Consider the following 18179-nt stretch of genomic DNA (forward strand, 5'->3'; position numbering starts at 1 on the left):
GTCGCACCGGGGCGGTCTCCCGGTGACCGGACGCAGAGCCACCGCGTCCCGGCCATCGGGCCGCAGAATCGATGCCCATGTCCGACATCGACAACGGCAGCGACCTGTCAGATGACACCGGCTCGGCGGCAATCCATTTCGGTAGTACCGACACCGCAGCCGTTCGGGTCGATCTGGACGGAACCAGTCACCATCTGCGGTGGCCCCGGGACGCCACACTGGTCGACACCTTGATCTCAGCCGGCATCGAGGCCCCCCACTCCTGCCGGGAAGGCCACTGCGGGTCATGCGTGGCGACTGCCGTGCGCGGTGAGGTGCACATGGCCAGCTGCGACATCCTCGAGCCCGACGACCTTGCCGAGGGCCTGATCCTGGGTTGCCAAGCCAGGCCCGTATCCGACGACCTGCACATCGAATTCTGAAGACACGGCCACGACAGCTTTCCGCTGACCGGGAATCGGCACGGTCGCGGTGACGACCGCGGTACACCATCGACGTCAGCCAGCGACGATAGGACCACATGATGAGTGAGCGGGTAATCGACCGGGTGCACCAGTTCGCCGATCGACTGCGAGAGCAGGGAACCGAGGCCGAGAAGATCGGCATGCTTACCGACGAAACCGTCAAGCTGATGAAATCGGCGGGCAACATCCGTCTGCTCCAGCCGAAGACATTCGGCGGGCTGGAGGTCCATCCTCGCGAATTCGCCGAGACCGTGATGGCCACCGCTGCGCTCGACCCCGCTGCCGGCTGGATCAACGGCGTGGTCGGTGTACACCCCTACCAGTTGGCGTATGCCGATCCCAAGGTCGCCGCCGAGGTGTGGGCCGACGACGTCGACACCTGGGTGGCCTCTCCCTACGCCCCGCAGGGAGTGGCGACCCCGGTCGACGGTGGCTACATGTTCACCGGCAGATGGCAATTCAGCTCCGGCACCGACCACTGCGACTGGATCTTCCTCGGCGCGATGCTCGGTGACGCCGACGGCAAACCGCTGATGCCACCGCAGATGCTGCACATGATCCTGCCCCGCCGGGACTACGAGATCGTCGAGGACTCCTGGAACGTCGTCGGACTGCGCGGCACCGGCTCCAAGGACGTCATCGTCAAAGACGCGTTCGTGCCGTCCTACCGAACGATGGACGCGACGAAGGTGATGGACGGCACCGCCCAGCGCGAAGCCGGAATGACCGACACGCTCTACCTGATGCCGTGGTCGACCATGTTCCCGCTGGGGATCAGCGCGGCGACCATCGGGATCGCCGAGGGCGCACTGGCCGCCGCGCTGGACTACCAGCGTGAGCGGGTGAGCGCCAGCGGGGTGGCGATCAAGGACGACCCCTACGTCATGTATGCCATCGCCGAGGCAGCCGCCGACATCAACGCCGCCCGACAGGAATTGCTCGCCAACGCCGACCGCATCTACGACATGGTCGATGCCGGCAAGGACGTGTCCTTCGAGGACCGGGCGGCGGGCCGGCGGACCCAGATCCGTGCGGTGTGGCGCGCGGTGTCGGCGGTCGACGAGATCTTCGCGCGCTGCGGCGGCAACGCCGCACGCATGGACAAGCCGCTGCAACGGTATTGGCGCGACGTGCATGTCGGCCAGGCGCACGCCATCCACGTGCCCGGGACCGTGTACCACGCGTCGGCGCTGAGCTCGCTGGGCGTGGACCCGCAGGGCCCACTGCGCGCGATGATCTGACGGGGACACACAGCATGGGTCTGATCAAGGGTTTGGGCTATGTCGCCGTCGCGGCGTCCGACATCGAGCGCTGGCGCCACTTCGCGTTCGACGTCCTCGGCTTCGCCCGGGGCAGCGGTCCGGATACCTCCGCGCTGTATTTGCGAATGGACGAGCGGGCCGCCCGCATCATCGTCGTGCCCGGTGATGTGGACAAGATCGTCACGGTCGGTTGGGAAGTGCGTGACCACGCGGACCTGGAGCGGGTCAAAACCTCGCTCGATTCCGCCGGCGTCCCGTTCACGCAACTGTCTCAGGACGAAGCAGACAGCCGGCGCGTCGAGGAGGTCATCGCGTTCGAGGATCCGGCGGGAACCTCGCTGGAGATCTTCCACGGGGCGGTGCTCGATCACTCCCCCGTCGTGACACCATTCGGCGCCAGATTCGTCACCGGCAACCAGGGACTGGGCCACGTCGTACTTCCCGCGCTCGACGTCGACGGCGTCTTCGCCTTCTACACCGAAGTGCTGGGTTTCCGGTCCCGCGGCGCGTTTCGGGTCCCGGCGCCACCCGAGTTCGGACCGGTGCGAGTGCGATTCATGGGTGTCAATCAGCGCCACCACAGTGTGGCGATCTGCCCCGCGCAGACCGTTCGTGATCCCGGGTTGATTCACCTCATGGTCGAAGTCGACTCACTCGACGCGGTGGGACAAGCCCTGGATCGGGTCAACGCCCAGGGCTTTGCACTATCGTCGACCCTGGGCCGGCACACCAACGACAAGATGGTGTCGTTCTACGTGCGCGCGCCCGGTGATTGGGACATCGAATTCGGCACCGAAGGGATGCGCGTCGACGAAATGTACTACACCGCAGAGGAAATCACCGCTGACAGCTATTGGGGACATCAATGGGTATCCGACCTCCCAGCTGCGATGCGCCCATGACCGTCGGGGATGACATCACCCCGGTCCCCGCGTCGTCGATCGAGAACTGGGATCACGAAGCCGATGTGGTCATCGTCGGCTACGGCATCGCCGGTGCGGCCGCAGCCGTGGAAGCAGCGCGGGCGGGCGCCGACGTGCTGGTGCTGGAGCGCACCGGGTCCTGGGGCGGCGCCGCGGCGATGGCAGGTGGATTCATCTACCTCGGGGGCGGCACACCGATCCAAAAGGCTTGCGGCTTCGCCGATTCGCCTCAGAATATGGCGGCGTTTCTCAACGTGGCGATGGGGCCGGGGGCCGATGAGGCCCGTATCGCGGACTACTGCGAGGGCAGCCTCGACCACTTCGAGTGGCTGACCGACTGCGGAGTGCCGTTCAAAGCCGAATTCTGGGGCGAGCCCGGGTGGGAGCCACCGGGCGACCAGGGCCTGATGTTCACCGGCGGGGAGAACGCCTACCCGTTCAACACGATCGCCGAACCCGCTCCCCGCGGGCACATCCCGCAGATGACCGGGAAAGTCGCCGGTGAGAAGAGCGGTGGTTTCATGTTGATGAAGCCACTGGTCGAGACCGCGACGTCGCTCGGCGTGCGAGCTGTGTACGACGTCCGGGCACAGACGCTGATCGTCGAGTCCGACGGCCGGGTGGCCGGCGTGCTGGCGCGACAGTACGGCGAAACGGTGCGGGTGCGCGCCCGGCGGGGGGTCATGCTGGCCGCGGGCAGCTTCGCCTACAGCGAGTCGATGGTCAAGCAATTCGCGCCGGCAATCGCGGGACGGCCCGCGGCGTCGATCGAACAACACGACGGTCGTGCCATCCGGATGGCCCAGGCCCTCGGCGCGGACCTCGCACACATGGACGCCACCGAGGTGGCCTTCCTGATCGATCCGCAACAGACCGTGCGCGGTGTTCTCGTCAACGGCCTCGGCCAGCGATACGTTCCCGAGGACATGTACTCCGGCCGGATCGGCCAGCTGACGCTGTACCGGCAGGACGACACCGCGTTCCTGATCATCGACAGCGATGCCCAGGACGACGCGATGGCGGCGACCTCAGCCACTCCCTTCCTCAAACGACCCGCGACGTGGGTATGCGAAACGATCGCCGAGCTGGAGGCCGAGATCGGACTGCCCGTCGGTGCGTTGCAGACCACGATCAGCACCTACAACGAGGCGGCCGCGCGGGGCGAAGATCACCTGTTGCACAAGAAGCCGGAATGGATCAAGCCCGTCGGCTCCCCGGTCGGCGCAATCGACCTGCGGGCCAGCTGTGGCGGTTTCACCCTCGGCGGACTGATGACCTCATTAGACGGCGAAGTCCTGCACGTCAGCGGGAACCCGATTCCCGGACTGTTCGCGGCAGGCCGCTGCACCGCGGGCCTTGCGGCGTGGGGCTACGCGAGTGGCGTATCCCTCGGCGACGGCAGCTTCTACGGCCGCCGCGCCGGTCGCGCCGCAGCCGGCGCCTGACGACCCGCGACGCCGGACCTCTGTGAGGGCTGGGGCGCTCGTCCAGAACGTGATACCACCGGCGATATCACGTTCTGGACGAGCTACACACCGCACCTACGGTCCACCCCGCACCTCGGTACGCCATCACCGATCTGTCCGCGTGTTCGTGTGACAGCGCACACAGCGCTGTGCTAAAACTATATGACTAATAGTCATATGCCTGGTTGGCATGCCGCTGGAACTGGGGAGGCCCTCATGACACTGACCGTCGAGAAGTCGGGCGAAACGCCGAGCGCTGTCATCGACCGGATTTCGCTGGTCCTTGACTCATTCGATGGGCCGGGGCGCCTCACGCTGGCACAGATCGTGCGCCGCACCGGACTGCCGCGGTCGTCTGCGCACCGCATGCTCGAACGTCTCGTCGCGCTGCGGTGGCTGCGCCGCGACGGCCGCGACTACGAGCTCGGGATGCGGCTGGTCGAGCTGGGATCGCTGGCACTGCATCAAGACCGCATCCATCGGGCCGCCATCCCGCTTCTACGCGATCTGCATCGGGCAACGGGGCTGGTCGTGCACCTTGCGGTCCTGGATGGCTCCGACGTGGTGTACCTGGAGAAGATCGGCGAACAGATGGGAGCGGCGATCCCGACCCGCGTCGGCGGGCGTCAGCCGGCCCACTGCACGGCGATCGGCAAAGCCATCCTCGCCGACAAGGACGTCACCGATATCGACCTGTCCGACCGCAAAACCCGGTTTTCGATCGCCACCGCTCCGCAGCTGGCCGCCGAGATGGCCAAGGTTCGCGCACACGGCGTGGCCTTCGAACGTGAAGAGTCGCTGCCCGGCTTCGGGTGCGTGGCCGCGCCCATCGGCCCGGACGGTCACGCGGTGGCAGCGGTCTCGGTGTGCGGTCCGATGAATCGGATGGCCTTCGACAGCCGACTGGTGGCACCGGTGAGAATGACGGCCATGGGTATCTGGCGAAGCGCCGAAGGCGGTCCGGACCGAGTCGCTCCCACGCTGCAGCCGCTTCGTCCACTACGCGCCGGCTCCGCGCCCCGCACCATCGGACGCCTGCAGCCCGCGTGACACTCGATCCCCAGATCGCCGGTCTGATCGAAACCCTCGACTCCGGCTTCCCGCCGGTGCATACGATGACCGGCGCCGAGGCCCGAGCGGCGATCCGCTCCCGCTTCGTCCCGAACCCGGACCCCGAACCGGTGTTCCAGGTGGCCGAACACCGCGTCGACGTCGTCGACGGCAGCGTCGGGGTCCGGGTGTACCAGCCCGCATCCGGCGGTCCGTTGCCGATACTCGTCTACGCCCACGGCGGCGGATTCGTGTTCTGCGACCTCGACAGCCATGACGGCCTGTGCCGAAGCCTCGCCAATCTCATTCCTGCCGTGGTGATCTCGGTCGACTACCGCCTCGCACCCGAGCATCGTTGGCCCACCGCGGCCGAAGACGTCTTTGCGGTCACACAATGGGCGGCGGCGCATGCCGCCGAACTCGGCGGCGATGCCACCAGGCTTGCGGTCGGCGGCGACAGCGCGGGCGGCAACCTCGCCGCGGTCACCGCCGTGATGGCCCGCGACCGCGGCGGGCCGGCCATCGGCGCGCAGTTGCTGCTGTATCCCGTGATCGCCGCCGATTTCGACACCGAGTCCTACCGGCTGTACGGCCGCGGCTTCTACAACCCGCGGCCGGCGCTGCAGTGGTACTGGGATCAATACGTGCCCGCGGTCGAGGATCGGCAACATCGGTATGCCTCACCGCTGCAGGCGGATCTGACCGGGCTGCCGCCCGCCGTCGTGGTGGTGGCCGGTCATGACCCCCTGCGCGATGAGGGCACCGCGTACGCGAACGCCCTGACCGCCGCCGGGGTTCCGACCACCCGATGCTCCTATGACGGCGGCATCCACGGTTTCATGACGATGCCCATGCTCGACATCGCCCACCAGTCACGCCGGGAGGCCAGCCGATCACTGGCTGAGTTGCTCGACCATGGCTGAGGTGGTCGTCATCGACCGCGTGGTGACCGCTCCGGGCTGCGCACAGGCTTTCGTCGACGCCTATCTGAGCGGCTATGTCCCGGGAGCGCGCGAGCGCGGGATGGAATTGCGCGACGTACTGGTGAGCCCACCGATCCGCTTCGACGACCGTCCCAACACCGTGACGATCACCTGGTGCCTGCCGAGCCCGCAAGCCTGGTGGCAGATGACGTGGCGGGCTCGACCCGATCCGGCCATAGCCCGCTGGTGGCAGGACATCTCAGGCCTGGTGCTCGAGCGCGGTCGCACTGTCGCACAGCGAGCCGACGACCTGACCGGGGCCGAACCCCCGCCGCCACTCCCCGGCTCGCCCGGCAGTGCCGTAGTCGGTGTCACGCGCTTGCTCGACGTCGTCGAATCGGAACGCGAGAGGTTGCTCGACCCAGTCCGCTCGGCCGCCGAAGCCAGTGGTGCACTGCGCACACTCGTCGAACCGACGCTGGCCGGTTCCCGCAACGGCGGTGACATCATGGTGCACCTGCGATTTGCGGACGAGATGACCTGGGCCGAAAGCACATTCGATGATGCGCTCCTTGACCCCGCGATCACCCGGGTCAACGGGGCCACGTACACCGGTGCGCCGCTGCGCCGCGGGGACGGCACCGTATACCGAACGCTGCTGTTGCGGGTGCCACCGGAGGTCCCTGACGACCACGTCGCCGCATTCGAACAGGAACTGGCGATGATGCCCCGCCATGTGCCGACCATCCAGGCCTGGCAGCTCAGCCGTGTCAGCCAGGCGATCGGTACGACCCCGTGGACCCACGTGTTCGAGCAGGAGTTCACCGACGTCGACGGCCTGATGGGTCCATACCTGATGCACCCGGTGCACTGGGCGGTCGTGGACCGTTGGTTCGATCCGGAAACGACCGACATGATCGTCCGGGATCGCGTGTGCCACAGCTTCTGCGAGACCGGGGCGCCAGTCCTCTAGAGCCCGCCGGGCCGGATGTTCGGATTCGCCGTTGCCGGTGGTTCCAGCGGCGGCAGCACGGTGCGCCCGTCGAGTGTGTGCACCGGAAGGTCCTGCGCCCACGGGTAGTGCAAGCTGAAGGCCACCAGACCCGTTCGCTTTTCGGCCGGGAGGTGACACATCGCCAGGACGGTCTCGGCCAGGTATTCCACCGGCTCGGTCGGGAAGCTGTCCGGTATCAAGGACGCCGCGCCGGGAGTGCGCACCGCTGTGGACGGACCGACGCAATTCACCGCGATGTTGGCGTCCACCAGTTCGGCGGCGACGCCTTGGGTGAAGCGATGCAACGCGGCCTTGCACGACGCGTAGATCACATCCCCGGCGGTCTTGTTGTAGTCGCGAAACGGCCGGACCGGCGGCACTCCGGTGACCGATCCGATGTTGACGATCCAGCCCGCCCCCTGTCGGCGCATATGTGGCACAGCCGCTTTCGTCAAAACGAATGGCGTCCTCAGGTAGTGCTCGACGGTTCGATCGAATGTCTCCATCGACATGTCCTCGACAACCGAATAGTCGGCGTAGCCCGCGTTGTTCACCACGATGTCGATGCGGCCGGTTCGCTCCACCACCGCATCGATCACGCCGCTGCGCGCCGCCGCGTCTTCGAGATCAGCGGCGAGACCGAAAGCCTCGCCGCCGGCGTCTTCGATGAGCGCGACCGTTTCCTCGATGGTGCCGGGCAACGCCTGACTGACTCCGGAACGCGTCGACGGTGACGGTGTGTAGGCCCGGGCAGTGACCGCGACGGTGGCGCCTTCGGCAGCCAACCGCTGGGCGATCGCGCGCCCGATTCCGCGACTGCTCCCTGTCACCAAGGCCGTTCTCCCGGCGAGGATCTGACTCATTGCAGGATGAAATCCTCTTCGATGGGCGCCCGGTGCTGTCGCCACAGGTCGACCAGCCGGTACGGGGTGGCGACGACGACACGGCCCGATTCCGACCGGTAGTACGTGTGGGCGTTCGGTGTGTGGCACCAGACCGTGCGTTGCATGGCCCGGTCGACGTCGGCGACATAGTCGTCGAAGGCGCGCTGAGTCACCTCCATGGTTCTCGCGTCGCGTAATACCATGAGCTGCAGGCACTCCACGATGTAATGGGCGAGGACCTCCATCGCGAAGTTGGCGCCCGCGCCATGGCCAGGGCTGTAATTCGGTGCCGAGGTGATGAACAGGTTCGGGAAGCCCGGAACGGTTCCGCCCCGGTATGCGCGCGGGCTGGCTCCCCACTCCCCCGCCAGCGTCTTGCCGTCACGACCGCGGATGTCGACCGTCGACAGGAAGTCCAGGTGGTAGCCGGTGGCATAGATGATGACATCGAGATCGATCTGGCGGCCGTCGGCGGTGCGAATGCCGTCGGCATTCACCGCCGCGGGTTCACTGGCTTCGACAGCGACGTGGTCGCGGGTCAGTGCCGCGTAGTAGCCGCCGGGATCCCGAATGATGCGCTTGCCGTATGGCGCGAAGTCGGGAGTGACCTTGCGCGCCAAGTCGGTACCGGCGCCGAACGTTCGGTCGATGTAGTCCAGGCACATCTGCAACAGGACGTCGTTGGCCGGTGAGATGGACAGATGACTCTGCGCCCAGTCCGGGTCTCGCAGGATGACCGGGTAGTTGTTGTCCGCCGTCGCCCAGTACGACTTGAGCCGGTGCCACATCGCGTAGTAGGGCAGCGCGCGTCCCAGATAGCGGCGGTGTTCGGGGACATCGTCGGAGAGCCGTTTGCGCGGGGCAACCCAGTGCGGTTGACGTTGGAACACGGTGAGCTGTTCGACCTCGTCGACGCACGAATCCACGATCTGCACAGCCGTGCACCCGGCCCCGATCACGGCTACCCTTTTCCCGGCAAGGTCCAGGTCAGGATCCCACTGGGCTGAGTGAATGCTGGTTCCGGAGAACGTATCCCGCCCTTCGAGCTCCGGGAACCGGGGCCGGTTCAGGTAGCCGGCCGCGGTGACGACGACGCTGGCGTAGTCGATGGTGCGAGTGCCGTCGGCAGTGCGCGAGTGGATCTGCCACTCCCGCCGCTGCTCGTCCCACCACAAGGCTTCGACCTCGGTGCCGAACCGGATGTGGCGCCGCAGGTCGTGCTTGTCGGCCAGCTCCACCAGATACGCCTGATATTCGGCGCCTTGCGGATAGTAGTTCGACCAATCGGGGTTCACCTCGCGAGACAACGAGTAGTAGGCCGACGGCGTATCCACACCGATCCCCGGGTACGTCGTGGTCAGCCAGGTGCCGCCGACGTCGTCGTTGCGATCGTAGATCGCAAAGTGCACACCCTCCTCGGCTGCTGCCAGCGCAACGGCGATACCGGCAAGGCCGGCGCCGATGATCGCCATCGTGGTCGTCGACGGAATCGGGACGGTACGGGGCAGCGTGGGCTGCGACGGTCGAAAACCACCCTGTTCGAGGAGGAGGTCGACGTGTTCGTCGTCGACCACCGCGCCCAGAGCGACCGGCAGTAGAGCGGCGAACAGGTCACGGTCGTCGGCGGCGAGCGCACCGGCCGGCCGCGGCCGACCCAGCGCCGTGACGATCTCGTCGATCACGGTATCCAACGTGACGGGGTCCGTCGTCCCGGCACGTTCGGGTGGGTCGGGAACGTGGTCGATCTTGGCGGCGTACCGGTCGACGACAGCCGGGTCGCCGGTCATCTGCGCCAGCACGGCCACCAGGACGCCGGGATCGGCCTGCAGCAGGTGATCTCGCAACACGCTCGGATCGACTTCTGTGCTCGGTACGACGGCAGATGGTCCAGTGCTCATGGGACCCGAGTATCCGAGGACTGCGCAGCGCCGGCAGCGCTGTTGTCTACTCAGCGGGAGACTCGGCGGTGGCAGCCGTCTGCGGTCTTAGAGTTCGGTCCATGCAGCGCGTGCACTACGACGACGACCATCTGGCCTTCGGTGACCTGGCCGGCGATTTCGCCGCCAAGGCGATAGCTCCTCACATCGAATCGTGGGAGACCGCCGGCATCGCCCCGCGCGCCGTCTTCGCGGCCGCGGGAGCGATCGGCCTGCTCGGTTTCGCGGCGCCTGAACAGTTCGGCGGCATGGGCGTCAACGACTTTCGCTACAACCAGATCCTCATCGAGCGCTGCATGGCGGCGCACGCCGGCAACGTGGGCCTGAGCTTCGCGGTACACAACGACATCTGCCTGCCCTACCTCGCGGAGGTCGCCGATGACGAGCAGCGACAGCGGTGGCTCCCAGGCTTCGTGCGGGGCGAGTTGATCGCCGCGATAGCCATGACCGAGCCGGGTGCGGGCTCCGACGTCGCCGCCATTCGGACGAGCGGTGCCGACGCCGGCGATCACTTCGTCGTCAACGGCGCCAAGACCTTCATCACCAACGGGCAGAATGCCGACCTGGTGATGACCGCGGTGCGCACGTCGCCCGATCGCCACCGGGGACTGACGTTGATGGTCATCGAGCGTGGCATGCCCGGCTTCGAACGGGGCCGCAACCTCGACAAGCTCGGTCTGCATTGCCAAGACACCTCAGAGCTGTCCTTCACCGACGTGGCGGTACCGAAAGCGAACGTTCTCGGCGAAGTCGGCCGGGGTTTCGAATACCTGATGCGCAATCTCCCTCAGGAACGGATGCAGATCGCGGTGGGCAGCCTCGGGCGGGCTCGCGCCGCGCTGCAGTGGACGATCGACCACGTCCGCGATCGCACCGCCTTCGGGAAGCCCATCGGCGCCCTGCAGAACACGCGTTTCGCGCTGGCCGACGCGGCAACCGAGGTTGCGGTCGCAGAGTCCTTCGTCGACCGCTGCGTGATCGAACTCAATGCCGGTCGGCTGACTCCCGCTGACGCCGCCAAGGCGAAACTCTGGGCAACCGAGATGGAGTTCCGGGTGCTCGACAGCTGCCAGCAGTTGTTCGGAGGCTACGGCTATATGCGCGAATACCCGATCGCCCGCGCGGCTGTCGACGCGCGCGTCACCCGGGTGTATGGCGGCACCTCAGAAATTATGCGGGAGATCATCGGGCGCGACCTCGCCCTGGACCCGACGCGAACGGCGGCCCCGGCATGAGCGTGCAGGACCTGGTTGACGCCGCGCGCGGTCATGGCCTGGGCGACATTCCCCGGCGCACCGCCCGCCGATTCCCGGACAAGGTCGCTGTCGTCGACGGCGACGTCACCCTGACCTTCGCCGAGTTCGACGAGCTCGTCGACCGCGCCGCTGCCGCGTTGAGCGACAACGGGTTCGGGCCTGGCGATCGAGTGGCGTTGCTGGCCCGAAATTGCTGGCAGTACGCGGTGCTCGCGTTCGCCACGGCGCGCGCAGCAGTGGTGCTCGTCCCGCTGAACTTCATGCTCACCGCCGAGGAAATCGCCTACATCGTGGATCACTGCCGAGCCACGGGCTTCATCGCCGAGGCTGATCTCACCGCGGTGGCCGAGGAAGCGATGCGCCGCAGTGGAACTGCCCCGACGCGGATCGCCATCCCCGCTCCGGGATTACCGCTGCCACCGGGATGGATCGACTTCGAGCACAGCCTGACCACCACGTCGCCCCCGCCGAGGCCCCGGGTGGACGATGACCAACTGCTGCGGGTGATGTACACCAGCGGAACCGAGTCACGGCCCAAGGGCGTCATGCACACCGCCCGGAGTCTGATGTGGCAGTACGTCAGTTCCATCACCGCGGGATCGATGTGCGCCGACGACATCGAAATTCACTCCCTGCCGCTCTACCACTGTGCCCAGCTCGACAACTTCCTGGCGACCGATATCTACCTCGGCGCAACGAGCATCCTGTTACCGCGGCCCGATCCGGAAGCGGTGCTGCGCACCATCGAGCGGTACGCGGTGACCAACTACTTCGCTCCCCCCACGGTATGGATCAGCCTGCTGCGGAGTCCGGTCTTCGATCGAGTCGACCTCTCGAGCTTGCGAAAGGGTTACTACGGAGCGTCGGCGATGCCGACCGAGATCCTGCACGAGATCCGGCACCGCTTGCCGAACCTGGAGCTCTGGAACTTTTACGGGCAGACCGAAATTGCGCCACTTGCGTCCGCGCTGGGCCCAGAGGATCAGGAGGTTCACGCCGGTGCCGCGGGACGGCCGGTGCTCAACGTGGAAACCGCGATCCTCGATGAATCCGACGTCCCGGTCGCGGCGGGAACTGTCGGCGAGATCTCTCATCGGAGTCCGCACCTCATGCTCGGATACCTCGACGACCCGGACAAGACGGCCGAGGCCTTCCGGGGCGGCTGGTTCCACTCGGGGGATCTTGGCTTCTACGACGACGCCGGGTTGCTCCATGTCGTGGACCGGAAGAAAGACATGATCAAGACCGGCGGCGAGAATGTGGCCAGTCGCGAGGTCGAAGACGTGCTGTATTTGCACGCCGGTGTCGAGGAGGCGGCGGTTTTCGGGCTGGCGCACCCGGTGTGGGTGGAAGCTGTGGTGGCCGCGGTGGTTCCGCGCTCCGGCGCGGAGCTGACCGAGGACGACGTGCTCGGCCATTGCCGGCAACACCTGGCCGGGTTCAAGACGCCCAAGCACGTGTTCTTCGTTGATCAGTTGCCGAAAAACCCCAGCGGGAAGCTGCTGAAACGCGACCTCCGGCAACGGTTCACACTGCCGGTGTGACGCCACCGGAATCTGGGTGTTCCACTCAACGGGCAGGTGCGGTTTTTTTGGCGCCGGGCCCGAGTTGACTGCCGGTATGAGCAACGAGATCACGGTGGCCGAGGTTCAGGAGTTCATCGCCGGATTCTGGTATCACTACGACCAGGGCCACTTCGACGAGGTGGGAATCCGCCTCGCCGACGAGATGGAGTACCTGAGTCGGTCCGATTCGGGTAACTGCCCGTTCGAGCACCTGCTGGCAGCCGAATTGAGCGGCAAGGCAGAAACACTCGCGTGGCTGACCGAGCATCGCAACGAGAATCCGTATCCGTGCCGGCACCACGCGACCAACATCTTTCGCACCGGTGTGGTCGGCGATGTGACCACGGTTCGCTTCTATATGTTTGTCAACCAGATCACCAACAACGTGCCGTTCGCGGTGTCGAGCGGCATCGCCGACGCCGGTATCCGGCGCGCCGGCGACTCGCTGGTGCTGACCTCGCTGACGGTGGTGCTCGACGCCGAGGATTCGATTCCGTTCGCTCAACACGCGGCCAAGGCCGCAGCCGGCACGCAACCGGCGTGAGCGCCCGCGAACTCTTCGGCGGGGGCGTCGCGGTCATCACCGGCGCCGGCGCCGGCATCGGCGCGGGCTTGGCACGCCACGCCAGCCGCCTCGGCATGACAGTGGTGTTGGCTGACATCGATGCCGCTGCGGTGGCGGATCTGCGCGACGAGCTCACCGCGGCAGGCGGATCGGCGATCGATACGGTGTGCGATGTCCGCGACGCCGATGCCGTCCAGGCGTTGGCCGACGACGTACACCGCGAACTCGGCCCAGTCCGGCTGCTGGTCAACAACGCCGGTGTCGAACAGTTCGGCTATCTCTGGGACATCCCGGTGGCCAACTGGCAGCGCGTCGTGGACGTGAACATCAGCGGAGTCTTCAACGGTATCCGGGCGTTCCTCCCGAAGATGATGGCCACCGATGCGCCGGCATGGGTATGGAACCTCTCCTCGGTCGGCGGCGTCGCGGTGGTGCCCCTGCAGGCGCCGTACATCATGAGTAAGCACGCTGTGCTCGCACTGACCGAGTGTCTGCATCTGGAGGTCCAATCCGCAGGCCATGCTCACCACCTGCACGTACAGGCGGTATTACCCGGCGCGGTGGCCTCCAATATCTTCGAATCCGCCGGCGGAGTGGATTCCGGTGACGAGGGCGCGGCGGAGGCGCAGCGGGCCGCCATGCTCGACATCAAGGCCGACGCGATGGACCCGTTGAGTGCCGCAGAGGTGGTTTTCGACCAAGCCGCCGAAGACCGGTTCTATCTGCTCACGCAACCCGACTACGTCGGCTCGGCGATGGCGGAGCGCGCCCGGGTGCTGACCACCCAGGAGCCGCCGACGTTACGCACCCGGCGCCGATTCGACCCGACCCGGCACTGATGCGTCCCCCACAACTCGATCCGGATGCCGCCGACCGCGTCGCATCCCTGGGTGTGCCGGCTCCCATGCGGATCCGGGGTCTGGCCGCGGTGCGGTCCGGTCTCGAAGCCGCGCCGCGTCCGGAGATGCCTCCGATGGCCGAGATCCGTGACGCGGCGGCATCGGGACCGGCGGGGTCGATCCCGTTGCGGATCTACCGCCCCACCAACGACCCTCACTCACCGGTGTTGGTGTACCTGCACGGCGGCGGCCTGGTGATGGGAAGCAATCACTCATTCGAACCCCTGGCGCGCGAGCTGGCCCACGCCAGCGGCGCGGCGGTGGTAGCGGTCGACTACCGGCTCGCGCCGGAGTCACCGCCGCCGGCTCAATTCGACGACGCCTACGCCGCTACCGAATGGATTGCCGCCCATGCCGATTCCCTGGGCTTGGATAGCAGCCGGCTGGCGGTGGTGGGCGACAGTGCCGGCGGTTCGCTGGCGGCCGCCGTCACTTTGGCGGCCCGTGACCACCGCGGACCCCGAATCTGTGCGCAGGTGTTGCTCTATCCCGGCCTGGACCGGGATATGGGTGCCGCGTCGATCACGTCGATGCCGGATGCGCCGATGCTGCGCCACGACGACATCCTGTACATGCACGAACTGGTCGACCGCGGCGCCGGGGTATCGCACGATCCCTACCAAATCCCCGCCTATGCAGAGGATCTGAGCGACCTGCCGGCTGCCATCGTGGTCACCGGAGAGTGTGATCCGATCAGGGACTGGGGCGAACGCTACGCTGGCCGGCTGCGTGACGCCGGCGTGCAGACGACGATCACGCGTTACCCGGGTGTGTATCACGGATTCTTGATGCGCTCGGATACCACCGCTCGTGGGCGGCTGGCCATTGCAGAAATCGGGGCTCTGCTGCGCGCCAAATTCACTCACTCCCTCGGTTGCAGCGAACCTCCCGATCAACGGACGTCGGCCCCATCCGCCGCCCCGTCGCCCACCACAATCGAAAGCCTCACCACCGAAGGAGATCATCGTGCTGACTGACGAGCAGCGTCTGGAACTGTCCGACATCCTGCGTCCGGTGGCGCCGCCGCGGGAGATCTCCGATATCTACACCGCGGACCAACGACGCCGGCTGCTCGACGTCGTGCACACGCAAGGACCGTGGAAGCTCATCATCGCTCAGCATTTCGCCTCGGCCGATGAATTGATGGCCACGATGAGTGGCGCATTTCCCGAGGGGTTCACGCCCTCGCTGGACCTGTTCCTCACCCCCACCTTCCGCGGGTATCTGGCCAACTACGGCACGGTCCTCTACCCCGAGTTGCACGACTGCTTCTACAACGCCGACTTCGTCGAGCACGCGAAGAGCTACTGGAATGCGCAGTACGCCAAGCCCGAAATGATGTTGTTCAACATCAACGGACCCTGCGCCAACCGCGACCCCGGACACCTGGACTCCCCCAGCTTCCGCGGCGTGCGCCACTCGAACGCGCCCACCTGGTTGTGCAGCGTGATGGGCAAGTCCGGGCTGTTCACCGACTACCTCATAAAGATGGCCCAGGTCATCACCTGGTTCTCCCTCGACGAAGGATCCGGTTTCACGTATTGGCCGGACGGCCCGCTCAAGCCACCAGCCCGCGTCCTGCCACCGATCAACAACCGCGGAGTCGTCGTGCAGAACGAAATGATGGTGCACCGCGGGGAGGCCAATGGACCACTGGAGCAACAGATTCCGGCCGGACTGGAATTCGATACCGTCTTCGCCGGCGATCCTGCCGACCGCGACAGCTGGGTTCTGAAGAACGGCGAGGACGTGATCGCTCGTCACCACACCGACGAACTGCGGTTCCTCGTGCACTGGTCGGCCGAAGTCTTCACCGACTTCGACGAACTGAAGAAGAACATGGACGGCTCTGACGACATCACGATCGAGCGCGCCATCGACATGATGGTCGACGACCTCAACGGCAAGGGCATCACACTAGACGTGCCGAGCCAGCCGTTGCACGATCCACAGTTCATCGGCGCCCTCAACGCCGCCTACGATCTCGGCGGGCCAGCCAGCTACCCAGACGAGGCGCCCATCAGCGCGTTCCAGTTCGCATAATCAGCGCATGGAATCAGACTTTCTGGAACACCTGCGCGGTGAACGCGCCATCGAACGGGCGTTGATCCACTTCGCACGAGCAATGGACGACCGCGACTGGTCTGTGATGAGCGAAATCCTCGAGGTGGACGCCGAGGCAGACTTCGGCACCGGGCGGGTGGCAGGAAGTGCGGCGATCATCGAGTTGATCCGCGGCTATCTCGACAATTGCGGTCCCACTCAACATCTGCTGGGCAACGTCGTCGTCGATGTGGACGGTGATGTCGCCACCAGCAGGGCCTATATCCATGACGTCCACCTCAACGCGACTGCCGATCCGGCGGTTCGCTTCTACACCCTCGGCGACTACCACGACACCTGGCGCCGAACCGGCGACGGCAGTTGGCGCATTTCCGAACGGCTCAAAGCCAACCGCGGCTACGTCGGCCCGCTGGAGATTTTCGGCAGCTGAATCAGGGTTCTGCGGAGCCGTCCACGACGGGGACGGTGCCCGCGTGAACCCCGGCGGCAATCGAGGCCTTGAGCGCGGAACATGCCAAAAACAGACCCGGACGGCTCTCGCCGGTCAATTGTGCTGCCGTGCAACGCTCTTCGCACCGGCTGAACGCAGACTCGCTCCATTGCACACTGGTCTGATTCCAGCTGCTCTTGCGGACCTGGACACCCGCCCCGCAGCGCCCGCAGGTCACAGGGACCATCGGCGCATCGTCGAGGCGGTTGTCGCGGCGCATTCCTACCCTTACTCCGTCGACCCGGACGTCGCGCGCGCGGCGATATTGGCGTCCACTTCCTTCATCCAGGCCGCGGTGGGCTGCGTTGTGTCGAGTTCGAACTCGAAGCGATCCACCATGTCTGGCGTCACGTCCGCGGCATCGACATAGAACTGCTCGTACCACCGCCGCAGTTGATAGACCGGCCCATCCTCCTCGACGAGCAGCGGATTGTCGATCCGGGTCTTGTTGCGCCAGATCTGGACATCCTGTTCGAAGCCCATCTTGACGAAGTCGCCAAGGCCGATCGCCGTCTGCATGGCGAGGTCATCGGGAAGCTCAGCAGACTTCTTGACGATGATTCCGTACTGCAGGACAAAGGAATTCGCGTCGATCGGATAGTGACAATTGATCAGAACCGTGCGGTGGTCGACATCGGTGTAGTGATAGGTCAAATCGTCGATCATGAACGACGGGCCGTAGTACGACGCCACCGACGTGGTTCCCAACATCTGGGTTTCGCCGGGTTCCCCGATGTCGGGCCGGCCCGCGCTGTTCATGTACTGCGTGGCCACGTGACCTTCGAAGATGTTCTTGAACTGCGTCGGCAGCGACCCGTGGATATAGAAGAAGTGCGCCATGTCGACAACGTTGTCGATGATTTCCCGGCAGTTGGTGTGCACCACGGTGGTGTACCAGTGCCAGTCGGTCCAGTCGTCGCTGCTCGCACCCTCGATGCGCGGGATTGTCACGTCGGCCGGTGGCGCGTTGCGCTCCGGGTCGTTCCAGACGAACAGCATGCCGTCCTGCTGCATGGTTGGCCACGACGCAGTGCGGGCCAGCTTCGGTGTGCGCTTGCTGTACGGAACGAGTTTGCACTTGCCGTCCGCGCCCCAGCGCCAGTCGTGGAAGGGGCAGGCGATCTCATTGCCCTTGGCGGTGCCCTGGGACAGGTCACCGCCCATGTGACGGCAGTATCCGTCGAGCACGGCGATGGTGCCGTCCTGGCCGCGGAACACGACGAGCTTCTGTCCGAACGCATTGATCTGGTGGGGTTCGCCGTCATCGAAATCGCGAATCAGCCCCAGGCAGTGCCATCCCCGAGCGAACCGGGTCGGCACCGCGCCGGCCTCGATCAATCGGATCTCGTCGGCCTCGGGTTGCGTCGTCATCGTGCGTCCGTCCTTCGATCGATCCATTCGCGGGCTGATGTCCCATTGAACTGCGGAGAGGGTCCA

General features: G+C 66.0%; 17 protein-coding genes. 14 read left to right on the forward strand and 3 right to left on the reverse strand.

The genetic code is table 11. The features are described from left to right. Positions 1–77 precede the first annotated feature (77 nt). The 7 genes from CRM90_RS22665 to CRM90_RS22695 all read left to right on the forward strand — a co-directional run bounded on the left by CRM90_RS22665 (position 78) and on the right by CRM90_RS22695 (position 7061). Positions 78–422, forward strand: a complete 345-nt coding sequence (locus tag CRM90_RS22665) for a 2Fe-2S iron-sulfur cluster-binding protein (protein ID WP_199190007.1) — start codon at positions 78–80, stop codon at positions 420–422. A 101-nt stretch (positions 423–523) separates the two neighbouring features. Then, positions 524–1705: an acyl-CoA dehydrogenase family protein gene (locus tag CRM90_RS22670; protein ID WP_102809222.1), complete on the forward strand. Its 1182-nt coding sequence runs from the start codon at positions 524–526 to the stop codon at positions 1703–1705. 14 nt (positions 1706–1719) lie between these two features. Further along, positions 1720–2628, forward strand: a complete 909-nt coding sequence (gene bphC, locus CRM90_RS22675; protein WP_199190008.1) for a biphenyl-2,3-diol 1,2-dioxygenase — start codon at positions 1720–1722, stop codon at positions 2626–2628. Further along, positions 2625–4094, forward strand: coding sequence for an FAD-dependent oxidoreductase (locus tag CRM90_RS22680; protein ID WP_102809182.1), 1470 nt, complete (start codon positions 2625–2627; stop codon positions 4092–4094). The genes bphC and CRM90_RS22680 overlap by 4 nt, the downstream gene beginning before the upstream one ends. Before the next feature lie 237 nt (positions 4095–4331). Continuing rightward, a complete protein-coding gene (locus CRM90_RS22685) occupies positions 4332–5165 on the forward strand; it encodes an IclR family transcriptional regulator (RefSeq protein ID WP_102809183.1) in 834 nt (277 codons plus the stop codon). Beyond that, complete coding sequence (lipP1, locus tag CRM90_RS22690) at positions 5162–6088, forward strand: LipP1 family hormone-sensitive lipase (RefSeq protein WP_102809184.1); 927 nt, start codon at positions 5162–5164, stop codon at positions 6086–6088. Before CRM90_RS22685 ends, lipP1 begins: the two co-directional genes overlap by 4 nt. Positions 6089–6398: 310 nt before the next feature. Then, a complete protein-coding gene (locus tag CRM90_RS22695; RefSeq protein ID WP_353616991.1) occupies positions 6399–7061 on the forward strand; it encodes a Dabb family protein in 663 nt (220 codons plus the stop codon). Here CRM90_RS22695 and CRM90_RS22700 read toward each other — a convergent pair. Continuing rightward, entirely contained in the window at positions 7058–7945 is an 888-nt protein-coding gene (locus CRM90_RS22700) for an SDR family NAD(P)-dependent oxidoreductase (RefSeq protein WP_102809186.1), read from the reverse strand. The two genes, CRM90_RS22695 and CRM90_RS22700, sit on opposite strands and share 4 nt — an antisense overlap. After that, positions 7942–9864 (reverse strand): flavin-containing monooxygenase, encoded by a 1923-nt coding sequence (locus CRM90_RS22705; protein ID WP_102809187.1) that lies wholly within the window; start codon positions 9862–9864, stop codon positions 7942–7944. The genes CRM90_RS22700 and CRM90_RS22705 overlap by 4 nt, the downstream gene beginning before the upstream one ends. Positions 9865–9965: 101 nt before the next feature. Here CRM90_RS22705 and CRM90_RS22710 point away from each other — a divergent pair, with 101 nt between their 5' ends. From CRM90_RS22710 to CRM90_RS22740, 7 genes are all read left to right on the forward strand, one after another. Beyond that, a complete protein-coding gene (locus CRM90_RS22710) occupies positions 9966–11138 on the forward strand; it encodes an acyl-CoA dehydrogenase family protein (protein ID WP_102809188.1) in 1173 nt (390 codons plus the stop codon). Continuing rightward, positions 11135–12703, forward strand: a complete 1569-nt coding sequence (locus CRM90_RS22715) for an acyl-CoA synthetase (protein WP_102809189.1) — start codon at positions 11135–11137, stop codon at positions 12701–12703. Before CRM90_RS22710 ends, CRM90_RS22715 begins: the two co-directional genes overlap by 4 nt. A 76-nt stretch (positions 12704–12779) precedes the next feature. Beyond that, the gene (locus tag CRM90_RS22720; RefSeq protein ID WP_102809190.1) at positions 12780–13268 is read left to right on the forward strand and encodes a polyketide cyclase; all 489 of its coding nucleotides are present in this window, start codon (positions 12780–12782) and stop codon (positions 13266–13268) included. Next, positions 13265–14128, forward strand: coding sequence for an SDR family NAD(P)-dependent oxidoreductase (locus CRM90_RS22725; RefSeq protein ID WP_102809191.1), 864 nt, complete (start codon positions 13265–13267; stop codon positions 14126–14128). Before CRM90_RS22720 ends, CRM90_RS22725 begins: the two co-directional genes overlap by 4 nt. After that, positions 14128–15165 carry an alpha/beta hydrolase gene (locus tag CRM90_RS22730; RefSeq protein WP_102809192.1) on the forward strand — a complete coding sequence of 346 codons (1038 nt, stop codon included), beginning with the start codon at positions 14128–14130 and terminating at the stop codon, positions 15163–15165. Before CRM90_RS22725 ends, CRM90_RS22730 begins: the two co-directional genes overlap by 1 nt. Then, positions 15155–16231 (forward strand): hypothetical protein, encoded by a 1077-nt coding sequence (locus CRM90_RS22735; RefSeq protein ID WP_102809224.1) that lies wholly within the window; start codon positions 15155–15157, stop codon positions 16229–16231. The genes CRM90_RS22730 and CRM90_RS22735 overlap by 11 nt, the downstream gene beginning before the upstream one ends. 7 nt (positions 16232–16238) lie before the next feature. After that, entirely contained in the window at positions 16239–16682 is a 444-nt protein-coding gene (locus CRM90_RS22740; RefSeq protein WP_199190009.1) for a nuclear transport factor 2 family protein, read from the forward strand. A gap of 288 nt (positions 16683–16970) precedes the next feature. Here CRM90_RS22740 and CRM90_RS22750 read toward each other — a convergent pair whose 3' ends face one another. After that, positions 16971–18113, reverse strand: a complete 1143-nt coding sequence (locus CRM90_RS22750) for a 3-ketosteroid-9-alpha-monooxygenase, oxygenase component (protein ID WP_102809194.1) — start codon at positions 18111–18113, stop codon at positions 16971–16973. Positions 18114–18179 lie beyond the last annotated feature (66 nt).

This window comes from Mycobacterium sp. ENV421 (assembly GCF_002887815.1).
Lineage (GTDB): Bacteria > Actinomycetota > Actinomycetes > Mycobacteriales > Mycobacteriaceae > Mycobacterium.

Excerpts from the sequence above, each read along its gene's own strand:
- CRM90_RS22665 (WP_199190007.1), top strand. The coding sequence starts at position 78 with ATGTCCGACATCGACAACGGCAGCGACCTGTCAGATGACACCGGCTCG.
- CRM90_RS22670 (WP_102809222.1), top strand. The coding sequence starts at position 524 with ATGAGTGAGCGGGTAATCGACCGGGTGCACCAGTTCGCCGATCGACTG.
- bphC (WP_199190008.1), top strand. The coding sequence starts at position 1,720 with ATGGGTCTGATCAAGGGTTTGGGCTATGTCGCCGTCGCGGCGTCCGAC.
- CRM90_RS22680 (WP_102809182.1), top strand. The coding sequence starts at position 2,625 with ATGACCGTCGGGGATGACATCACCCCGGTCCCCGCGTCGTCGATCGAG.
- CRM90_RS22685 (WP_102809183.1), top strand. The coding sequence starts at position 4,332 with ATGACACTGACCGTCGAGAAGTCGGGCGAAACGCCGAGCGCTGTCATC.
- CRM90_RS22700 (WP_102809186.1), bottom strand. The coding sequence starts at position 7,945 with ATGAGTCAGATCCTCGCCGGGAGAACGGCCTTGGTGACAGGGAGCAGT.
- CRM90_RS22705 (WP_102809187.1), bottom strand. The coding sequence starts at position 9,864 with ATGAGCACTGGACCATCTGCCGTCGTACCGAGCACAGAAGTCGATCCG.
- CRM90_RS22710 (WP_102809188.1), top strand. The coding sequence starts at position 9,966 with ATGCAGCGCGTGCACTACGACGACGACCATCTGGCCTTCGGTGACCTG.
- CRM90_RS22715 (WP_102809189.1), top strand. The coding sequence starts at position 11,135 with ATGAGCGTGCAGGACCTGGTTGACGCCGCGCGCGGTCATGGCCTGGGC.
- CRM90_RS22720 (WP_102809190.1), top strand. The coding sequence starts at position 12,780 with ATGAGCAACGAGATCACGGTGGCCGAGGTTCAGGAGTTCATCGCCGGA.
- CRM90_RS22730 (WP_102809192.1), top strand. The coding sequence starts at position 14,128 with ATGCGTCCCCCACAACTCGATCCGGATGCCGCCGACCGCGTCGCATCC.
- CRM90_RS22740 (WP_199190009.1), top strand. The coding sequence starts at position 16,239 with ATGGAATCAGACTTTCTGGAACACCTGCGCGGTGAACGCGCCATCGAA.
- CRM90_RS22750 (WP_102809194.1), bottom strand. The coding sequence starts at position 18,113 with ATGACGACGCAACCCGAGGCCGACGAGATCCGATTGATCGAGGCCGGC.